This is a genomic window from Bacillus sp. V33-4, from assembly GCF_002860225.1.
GTDB classification, from domain to species: domain Bacteria; phylum Bacillota; class Bacilli; order Bacillales; family Cytobacillaceae; genus Bacillus_BJ; species Bacillus_BJ canaveralius.
Map to the genome: position 1 here is coordinate 21,801 of NZ_PGVC01000031.1, position 9,112 is coordinate 30,912.

Genomic DNA, 9,112 nt, shown 5'->3' on the forward strand with positions numbered 1-9,112 from the left:
ATTCGTGTAAATCATCCTTTTTTAAATGGACTTTTGTCATTAAATCAAGAAATTTCAAAAAGATTGTAGGGGGAATTCGATTTTGTTCGTCTATATGGTGAAGTGATTTTGGAACAGGAGGAAATAGAATGATAGAAGTAAAGAATCTGTCCCACGCTTTTCGTATTGGGAAAAAGGACAAGAAAACGAGCATCCCGGTCTTAAAGGATGTCTCATTTTCGGTACAAAAAGGGGAGATTGTTACAGTTGTCGGGCGAAGCGGGAGCGGAAAATCAACTCTTTTAAATTTAATCGGCGGTTTCATCTCTCCGAACAGCGGTGAGATTTGGATCAATAATGTAAAGGCAACGGACCTGAACGAAACGAAATTTGCCGATTTTCGGTTAAATCATATTGGGTTCATATTTCAAAGTTTCCAGCTGATCCCGAGTATGACGGCCTATGAAAATATTGAATTGCCGCTTATTTTAAAAGGGCTGGGCGAGAGCGTACGCCGTAAAAAAGCCTTGGCCGTCCTCGCAAAAGTCGGTCTTGCAGAGTATGGAGATCACTATCCGGGTGAATTATCTGGAGGTCAGCAACAGCGGGTTAGTATCGCCAGAGCTCTTGTCGTTGACGCACCGTTGATTCTTGCAGATGAACCGACCGGTAGTCTCGATAGCGAGACGGAGCAGGAGTTGCTCAAGTTTATCCAGCAATTAAATCAGGAAATGAAGATTACCTTTTTAATCATTACCCATGACGAAAAAGTAGCAGATATTGGGAACCGGACGATAGAAATTGTTGACGGTCAAATTTCAGAGGGGGCCGTGATATGAAACTAAAGGACCAGTTCAGGTTTGTCCGCCAAAATATGAAAAAAAATAAAACGAGACTGTTTATGACAATACTGGCTACCGCAATGGGATGCGCCTTCTTAATTGTGCTTGCGTCAGTAGGGTTCGGCCTTCATAAAACAATTATCAAAGGTATGACCGAGGATCGGGCGGTCACGGAAATCGAAGTGCCGGGAAAAGAAGAAGGTAAAGGTGTCTTTTTGCCGCTAACAGACAAAGATATCAAGTATTTCGAGTCAATCGACAATGTAAAAGCAGTCACTAGAAGACAGGTTTTGATGCAGCAAGGAAGCTACGAAATTGGCAACTATCAAACATCTGCAGAAACAATCGTTACCCATGTTCCATCCGAGATTAAAGCGGGCTTTGAACTATCAAAAGGCCGTTTGCCTGAAGCGGATCATGAGGTTGTAGTAGGGCATGATTTTGTGGAATCATTGGCGAATAAAGATGCAAAATCCGAGGAACTGTATGATGAAACAAGTAGAGTGAAAGAAGAATTTAAATATAAAGAGGATCTTGTCGGAAAACAACTTAGCCTTACCGTGGTGGCATATGTTGAAGGACAAGAGCAGAAAAAGATGATTCCTTTAACCGTAGTTGGAATCGGTAAAAAACCGGGTCGAGAATGGATGTTCGACCAAAACGTGTTTATTTCAGAGAAAACATTATCTGAGATTGAAGAGTTTACTGGCACTCCACGGGGGACGATTAAGGGCCCAGGTGAGGAAGAAACCCCGGAATCGGACAGTCAAAGCTATGACTACGTTAAAATTTACGCTACGAATCTTGAAGCTGTCCAGGCGATCACGGATTCTCTTAAAAAAGAAAACTATCCAACATACTCAGTTGTGAGTGAAATGAAAGAGGTCAATAAGGTTTTCACCGTTATTAAAGCCGGGCTCATCTTTGTTGGTACGATTGCGATTTTAATAGCATCAATCGGGATATACAATACGATGACAATGGCCGTAACCGAACGTGCTCCCGATATCGGGATTATGAAAGCGATCGGAGCAAATCCAGGAACGATTAAGCGGATTTTCCTTCTGGAGAGCAGTTACATCGGCATTGTGGGTGCTGTCATTGGCACGATCGTCTCATACGGGTTGAGCTACATAGTAAATTATCTACTGCCGATCATTATTAGCAGCTCGTTTGGCGAGGAGCTTCCAGAAGGTCTTATGTTCAGCTATATTCCTGTTACACTGCCGCTTATCTGTGTGATCATTTGCTACGCCGTTACAATTCTATCAGGCTATCGCCCTGCCCAAAGAGCGACCCGGGTTGATGTGCTTAAAGCGCTGCGCAGAGAAGTATAATAATAAAATGCTGGCCAGAAGGAGTAACTTTTTGACCAGCATTTTTTTGATAACATATGTAGAATGAATATGGGCCTTTATTTAAGCGAAACGATTTTTAGCAGCAATTGAGATATTTTTTCATAGTTGTTCTATTTCTAGAAAAAGGCTGCCTCCCTACCAATGGAAGCAGCCTTTTCCAGCTTATAAAAATACAATATAGATAACAGCAGCAAGCACGATCCGGTAGATTGCAAACGGGACAAGCTTTATTTTATTGATAAGCGCCAAGAAGAAGCGAATCGAAATCATCGCAAAAATAAAGGCACTGATAAAACCTGCAATAAAAAATGGCAAGGCGTCAATCGTGATAAACTGCCAGTTTTTTAATAATGAAAGTCCGCTTGCACCGAGCATAATCGGAACCGCCATGATGAACGTAAAATCGGATGCGGCCCGGTGGCTCATTCCAAGGATCACGCCGCCGGAAATCGTTGACCCGGAACGGGAAAATCCTGGCCATAACGCAATACACTGGAATAAACCGACACCAATCGCCTGCTTCCAGGTGATTTGGTCAACCGAATGTGTGGTTGTCACTTTATTAGGGAGGAAGTCAGCAATTAACATGAAAACAGCACCGATGACAAGTCCGATGAGAACGGTATAGACCGAAAACAAATGTGTGTCAATTGTATCTTCCAACAAGAAACCAAAAAACGCAGCGGGGAAAAGCCCGACAATCACATGCTTGAGCTGGAGTCTTGGTCCCGAAGAAGCAGTGCCGCCCGCAGATCCCTTTTTCAAACCTAGCAACTCTTTGAATCGTTCTCTAAAAATGATCACAACCGCCAAAATGGATCCCAGCTGGATTACCACTTTGAAAGTGTTCGCCACTTCCTTTGAAAACAATTCTTTTGATTTAAACATCAAGTCATCAACAATAATCATATGTCCTGTCGAGGAAACCGGAATAAACTCCGTCAGTCCCTCAACAATTCCCAAAACGATTGCTACGAAAATTTCCCACAAGTTCATTGAAACACCCCAAATTAAATTTACATATGTTAAGGCTTTAACGAGTCATAATTGAAGCACTGTCCGAAAATTTACTATATCATTAATTTAAGAGACAGGAAATAGAAACTATTATTATTTGAATCGAGAAATAATTAGAATTTATTTCTCGGGAAAGCGCAGGAAAAGACAAAATCATCTATCTTACCTGTAAAAATAGCACAAAAACTAGGGGATAATGTCGTTATATAGAAGAGGTTTTGCCACAAACAATAAAAGGAGGGATCCAGCATGGCAGCAGGCCTAATTCATCATCTTGAAATATATGTTTCAGATTTAAAAAAGAGCAGCGAATTTTGGGAATGGATATTGGCTGAACTAAAATATCAGCCGTTTCAGAAATGGGACAAAGGAGTAAGTTGGAAATTAGGTGATACTTATATTGTGTTCGTACAAACAGAAGACAAATACCTCGATGTTCCATATCACCGGCGGCGAACCGGTCTCAATCATCTTGCTTTCCATGCAGGCGGAAGAGAACGCGTTGATGAAATGGCCGCAAAGTTAGCCGCACAAGGAATCCCGCTCCTGTATGCGGATCAATCGCCCTATGCGGGTGGACCTGACCATTACGCTATTTATTTTGAAGATCCCGATCGGATTAAAGTTGAACTGGTTGCTACATGAGAACGTAAGTAATCGTTAGCTGACTTATGATTTTAATTTAGGAAAGAATCAATACGCTATGTAAAAGATAAAAAGTCGGAGGGTACATAATGAATTTCGCAGAACTAAAAGGTACAGACGAACGTCTGAAATTTATGGACAGCCTAAAGGAAGACTTTTCAGAACGGGCAAATCGCAACTTTGATAGCGGAGAATTCCCGTTTCAAAACTTCGATGATCTTAAGCGTACAGGATACACAGCGTTAACGGTTTCACAGGAATATGGAGGCAAGGAAATTTCTCTGTATGAGCTTGTACGGCTGCAGGAGAAAATTGCTGAAGGAGATGGTTCCACAGCTCTCGGAATCGGATGGCATATGGGTATTATCAAAAATTTAAGTGAAAAAAGGCTGTGGGACGAATCATTGTTCCAATTTCTTTGTGAAGAAGTAAAAAAGGGAGCGATCATTAACGCTGCTGCTACAGAACCAGGAACCGGAAGCCCGACGAGAGGAGGCAAGCCACAGACAACTGCGGAAAAACAAGGGCAGACATGGATGATTAATGGCCGCAAAACGTTTACGACGTTGGCGCCGGTATTGGATTTTTTTATTGTCACCGCAACGTTAAAAGAAAGCGAAGAAATAGCGAACTTCTTGATACCACGTTCCGCTTCAGGGCTTAGAATTGAAGAAACCTGGGACAGTATTTCGATGCGGGGTACTGGCAGTCATGATTTAATTCTTGAAAACGTCATTGTTGAAGATCAGTTCCTGGTCGAAAAGCTTGGAAAGTCTGGTCAACGGGCCAACGGCTGGCTTCTCCATATCCCGGCATGCTATTTGGGCATTGCGCAAGCTGCTCAATCTCACGCAATCAAGTTTTCGCAAAGCTATTCACCTAATAGCATTGATGGCTCAATCATTGACCTGCCTAATGTTCGTCAAAAAATAGGCGAGATTGAACTCGAATTGATGAGATCCAGACATTTTCTCTACTCCGTAGCAAAATTATGGGATGAATCAGATGAAAATAAACGAAACGGCCTTCTTCCGGAGCTTGGCGCAGTCAAACATGCTGTTACCAACTCAGCTATCAAGGCAGTTGATCTTGCGATGCGAGTTGTCGGCGCAAGAAGCCTTTCGGCAAAGAGTCCATTGCAGCGCTACTACCGCGATGTCCGCGCCGGGCTTCACAATCCACCGATGGATGATATGACGATTAATTTGCTTGCTCAACATGCTATTCAAGTACAGAAAAAATAAAGGTATACATGCATAAACAGCACTCGCCAAACGGCGAGTTTCTTTATTATCTGCAAATCTGCATACTCCTGAAGATCCTTACTTGAACTAAAATTTATCAAAAAAAAATCTTCCCATATGGTATACCATATTATATAATCTAACTGTATTACTTGAAATAGTACACCTAATACAGTTAGGAGGGTGCGAATGTTTGAATTAGACTTGAGAAGCCGGCAGCCGATCTATGAACAGTTAGTCGACAAGCTAAAGGAACTGATTATAAATGAAGTACTTGGCGCAGATGAGCAGCTGCCATCTGTGAGAACGTTGGCGCAGCAGTTGACGATCAATCCGAATACGATTCAGAAAGCGTATCGTGAGCTTGAACTACAGGGCTATATATACTCCGTCAAAGGGAAAGGTAGCTTCGTCAATCCTTTTAATGAAACGATCAATACCGAAAAAATCGCTAAAGTAAAAAAGGAGCTGATCAAGCTGCTTTCTGAAGCATTGTATCTCGGAGTGCCAGTCAGCGAACTTTTCACCATAATTACCGAATTGGATACTTCCATTCAGGGAGGAAAATAACGATGATTCAATTAAAGGGCGTCACTAAATCATATGAAGACATTGAGGCTGTTTATAGGGTAGATATAAAGGTTAACCACGGTTCAATATACGGGCTGCTCGGTTCAAATGGTGCGGGAAAAACTACGGTTTTAAAGCTGCTTGCCGGAATTCTTAGGGCTGATGAAGGCCAAGTTCTGATCGATGACAAAAATATTTTTGAAAACCCGGAAATAAAAGATCGGATTTTCTTCATTCCGGATGCACCTTATTTCTTCTCGCAATATACGATCCGACAGATGGCCGATTTTTATAAAAGCGTTTATTCCCGCTGGGACGATGAGCGTTTTAAACAGTTGGCACAAGTCTTTGAAATGGACATCAACAGAAAAATACATAAATTTTCGAAAGGACTTCAACGTCAGGCTGCTTTCTGGCTCGCTCTGTCAACGATGCCGGAAATCCTCATATTAGATGAACCTATGGATGGACTTGATCCAGTTATTCGCAAAAAGGTAAAAAGCCTGATCATTGACGAGGTCGCTGACAGGGAGATGACGGTTTTAATCTCTTCCCATAACTTGAGGGAGCTTGAGGACATTTGTGACCATGTCGGGATTCTTCATAAAGGACGCTTGCTTTTTGAACAAGAGCTTGATGATCTGAAAGCCGATGTCCACAAAATTCAGTTAGCCTTTAAAGGCGCTATTCCTGAACAGCTATACTCTGATCTGGCGATATTGCATAAAGAGATAAGAGGGAGCGTCCTGTTGTGCATCGTGAGAGGTAAAGAACCAGAAATAGCAGCACATATTGAAAAATACAATCCGGTCATCTTCGATATGCTTTCGCTGACTTTAGAGGAAATTTTCATATACGAAATGGGGGATGTCGGATATGCTATCAAGAATATCCTTGTTTAATAGAGAAATAGTCCGCCAGATCACAAGAAGTGTTGGCTGGGTCGGCATTGTTTATTTACTTGGCCTCGTTGTTGCTTTGCCTTTAAGGCTCCTGATGCAAGTATCAAGTGAATATCCAAACTATCAAAAGTATGAAAACCTGTTCCAGGTGGATTTTCCTATACAAATGCTGTTTATCTTATCGGTCCCGATTTTAATGGCGATATTTCTGTTTCGATTTTTGCATGTCAAACAGCCTGCCGATTTGATGCACAGCCTGCCAATGACGAGAAGCAGAATCTTTCATCAATACACATTAACAGGTGCCGTATTATTGGTAGTTCCGGTGATCCTAACTATGTTGATCGTATTGATATTATACAAAGTCCTCGATTTAAATCTGTATTTCGGGATTGATGAGATTTTTTACTGGGGTGGAGTAACTGTTCTTATCAGCCTTGTGCTCTTCCTGGCTGGTGTTTTTGTCGGAATGTTTACGGGAATCACCGCAGTGCATGGAGTTCTATCATATGTTTTCTTGGTGTTCCCTGCTGGAATCGTCTTTCTGTTGGTTTCAAGTCTCGGTTTTTTTCTGTTAGGATTCCCTGATAGTTATTACTTACATACCAAAATAGAGACATATTCGCCATTAACTCATGCGATGGTTTTGGAATCACGGGTTCTATCTCCAGGAATAGCAACTGTTTATGCTATTTTAATTGGACTGTTATACGCCGGTTCATTATTTTTTTATAAAAAGAGACAGGTCGAGGCCGTTTCGCAGGCGATTGCCTTCGAAAAGCTAACGCCAATGTTTAAATACGGAGCTGCCATTTGTTTTATGCTGCTTGGGGGCATCTACTTTGGCAATATTGGCATGAAATCTTCATGGTGGATATTCGGTTATATTGCGGGATCGATCATTGGCTATTTCATTGCCGAGATGGTTTTGCAAAAAACGTGGCGTGTTTTTACGAATGTAAAAGGTTATTTCATATTCGTCGCAGTGATGTTGCTATCCTTCGCAGCATCCCAGTTAATTTTTAATCTATATGAAAAAAATATTCCTGAACTTTCAGAAGTAAAACAAGTATACTTCAGTGATGTACCGTATCACTACGCTAATAGTGAAGATTTTGAAAGCGAGCTAACGTTTACATTAAAAGAACCCGAGAACGTGAAGGCGGTTTTGGACCTTCATCGTAGCATCGTTAATACCCGATCAACAAAAAAGGAATCAATTTTTTTCGCCTATGAACTAGAAAACGGCAAAAAAGTCGTACGCGAATATGAAGTTAATAGAAACGACTTTGATGAATTACTGAAACCTATTAGAGAATCAACAGAATACAAGAATGCATCCAATGAAATATTTCTGGTAGACACAGAGGAAGTAGACAAGATTACGATTACCCCGAGAGGGATGAGGACCAAGAATGCTGTCATCGCTGATAGCAAAGACATCAAGGAAGCAATCACGATTCTAAAAGAGGATGCAAAACTGGAAACGTATGAGCAAATGAATCATTTCGCTTACATTAACTCCGATGTTGAATTATTGCTTGACAATGACAAACGAATCTTTTTTGAATGGAAGCGGTCTTACAAACAGTTTGAACAGTGGCTTGATGACAAAAATTTGCTTGCCGAGGCCAGCTTGCTGCCTGAGGATATAAATTATATCCTTGTTGCAGATAAACAGGATTTGGTACCGGATCCTTATATAGCTTTTGATGATCATACATTGCTGAAAAAGCTTGAGGAGGAAGGGAAGGTCCTTAAGATTGAGAACAAAGATGAAATCAGCAGCATGATAACAGCGGCTGAGACGCATATCGACGGAGCATTTATTGCCGCGATCTACTATCATGAAAAAGGAAATTATGAAATTACTAGTCTTAAAGAGAATAAGTTACCAGAGTTTATTAAAGACCATTTTGATAAATAGATTTGGGGGCATAGGATATGCAAGTTCAGCCGAATTTTGAATTTTTATTTGCACGGTACTATAAACGGCTGTTTTATACAGCTTTAAATATCACGAAAAACGCGCATACGGCCGAGGATGTTGTCCAGGAGACTTATCTGAAAGCTTTCTTGAAAAGCGATTCTATTCACGATGAAGAAAAATTGGGAGCCTGGTTATCAGCAATTGCGGCAAGGACGGCAATTGATTTTATCCGCAAAGAAGCAAGAGGGCGCGGTGTTTCACTGGAGGCCATTGCTCAGCATAATGAGCTGTTTGCACTTGAATCAGATCATAATGTTGAGCAGGAAGTAGCGCTCTCCCTGTTTAAAGAAGACATTGGACAGGAAATCAAAGCGTTGAAGCCAGAACACCAAGCCATTTTCTTGTTAAAAGTAAACTCTGGATTAAAGGAAGACGAGATTGCCAAGCAGCTTGATCTCAAGCCATCAACAGTGAAAACAAGGCTGTACCGGACGAGAAAGCATCTGAAAGCTGTTTTATCCGAAAGATATTCGGCATAAATAGGAAAAGGCATGGCTCAGGACGTATGAGTAAAATGTTTGTAGGAGAATTATTTCCCTTCTCATCCAGATAATGGCGTAGCCGT

The 9,112-nt window shown here is 41.3% G+C and carries 9 protein-coding genes; 8 read left to right on the forward strand and 1 reads right to left on the reverse strand.

Annotated features, from left to right (window positions below):
* The first annotated feature begins 128 nt into the window (after positions 1 to 128).
* Together CVD23_RS12205 and CVD23_RS12210 are read left to right on the forward strand one after the other, a co-directional pair.
* On the forward strand, positions 129 to 818 hold the full coding sequence (locus CVD23_RS12205; RefSeq protein ID WP_101666182.1) for an ABC transporter ATP-binding protein: 690 nt from the start codon (positions 129 to 131) through the stop codon (positions 816 to 818).
* A complete protein-coding gene (locus tag CVD23_RS12210; protein WP_101666183.1) occupies positions 815 to 2,158 on the forward strand; it encodes an ABC transporter permease in 1,344 nt (447 codons plus the stop codon). Before CVD23_RS12205 ends, CVD23_RS12210 begins: the two co-directional genes overlap by 4 nt.
* 183 nt (positions 2,159 to 2,341) lie before the next feature.
* On the opposite strand, the gene CVD23_RS12215 is transcribed toward CVD23_RS12210, so the two are convergent.
* Positions 2,342 to 3,175 carry an undecaprenyl-diphosphate phosphatase gene (locus tag CVD23_RS12215; protein WP_101578612.1) on the reverse strand — a complete coding sequence of 278 codons (834 nt, stop codon included), beginning with the start codon at positions 3,173 to 3,175 and terminating at the stop codon, positions 2,342 to 2,344.
* 270 nt (positions 3,176 to 3,445) lie between these two features.
* Here CVD23_RS12215 and CVD23_RS12220 point away from each other — a divergent pair, with 270 nt between their 5' ends.
* The 6 genes from CVD23_RS12220 (at position 3,446) to CVD23_RS12245 (ending at position 9,026) form a co-directional block, all read left to right on the forward strand.
* On the forward strand, positions 3,446 to 3,841 hold the full coding sequence (locus tag CVD23_RS12220) for a VOC family protein (protein ID WP_101578613.1): 396 nt from the start codon (positions 3,446 to 3,448) through the stop codon (positions 3,839 to 3,841).
* Between the two features lie 89 nt (positions 3,842 to 3,930).
* On the forward strand, positions 3,931 to 5,085 hold the full coding sequence (locus tag CVD23_RS12225; protein WP_101666184.1) for an acyl-CoA dehydrogenase family protein: 1,155 nt from the start codon (positions 3,931 to 3,933) through the stop codon (positions 5,083 to 5,085).
* Between the two features lie 189 nt (positions 5,086 to 5,274).
* Positions 5,275 to 5,655 carry a GntR family transcriptional regulator gene (locus CVD23_RS12230; RefSeq protein WP_101666185.1) on the forward strand — a complete coding sequence of 127 codons (381 nt, stop codon included), beginning with the start codon at positions 5,275 to 5,277 and terminating at the stop codon, positions 5,653 to 5,655.
* A gap of 2 nt (positions 5,656 to 5,657) precedes the next feature.
* Complete coding sequence (locus CVD23_RS12235; RefSeq protein ID WP_101666186.1) at positions 5,658 to 6,557, forward strand: ABC transporter ATP-binding protein; 900 nt, start codon at positions 5,658 to 5,660, stop codon at positions 6,555 to 6,557.
* Positions 6,532 to 8,484, forward strand: a complete 1,953-nt coding sequence (locus CVD23_RS12240) for a DUF6449 domain-containing protein (RefSeq protein ID WP_101666187.1) — start codon at positions 6,532 to 6,534, stop codon at positions 8,482 to 8,484. The genes CVD23_RS12235 and CVD23_RS12240 overlap by 26 nt, the downstream gene beginning before the upstream one ends.
* Before the next feature lie 17 nt (positions 8,485 to 8,501).
* Positions 8,502 to 9,026: an RNA polymerase sigma factor gene (locus CVD23_RS12245; protein ID WP_101578618.1), complete on the forward strand. Its 525-nt coding sequence runs from the start codon at positions 8,502 to 8,504 to the stop codon at positions 9,024 to 9,026.
* The last annotated feature ends 86 nt before the right edge of the window (positions 9,027 to 9,112 follow it).